Below are 537 nucleotides of genomic sequence, written 5' to 3'. Positions count from 1 at the left end.
GGTGCCAAACCACCATTATAGTGATGTGGCCTTTGCTGGCTGTAATAACCCAGCATATATTCCAGTATCTCTCGCTCTGCTTGAGCAAAAGAACCATAACCTACTGTAGGTACCCATTCTGTTTTTAAGCTTCTGAAGAAGCGCTCCATTGGGCTGTTGTCCCAGCAGTTACCGCGCCGACTCATACTCTGCGTTATTTGGCAGCGCCAGAGTAATTGCCTGAACTTCCGGCTGGTGTAATGGCTTCCTTGATCAGAGTGAAACATGACGCCCTCTGGCTTGCCACGCGACTCAAACGCATGGCTTAGTGCTTTGCATGTCAACTCACTATCCGGTGAAAACGACATAGCCCAGCCCACAGGCTTGCGAGCAAAAAGATCCATTACCACAGCCAGATAAGCCCAGCGACTGCCAGTCCAAATGTATGTCACATCGCCACACCACATGTGATTCGGCTTCACAACAGCAAATTGGCGCGCTAACACGTTAGGGATCTCCACATGCTCAGCACCACCTTTTTTGTACGCATGTCGCGGT

General features: G+C 50.3%; 1 protein-coding gene. It reads right to left on the bottom strand.

Features of this window, described 5'->3' with window-relative positions; genetic code table 11:
- A partial coding sequence (locus IE070_RS16550; RefSeq protein WP_189484288.1) for an IS3 family transposase occupies positions 1–537 on the bottom strand: 537 nt, incomplete at both ends.

The sequence above is a fragment of the Alishewanella tabrizica genome (assembly GCF_014652375.1).
In the GTDB taxonomy this organism is placed as follows: domain Bacteria; phylum Pseudomonadota; class Gammaproteobacteria; order Enterobacterales; family Alteromonadaceae; genus Alishewanella; species Alishewanella tabrizica.
Note: the sequence above shows the minus strand (reverse complement) of the source record. Positions and strands in the feature narration are given on the sequence as shown.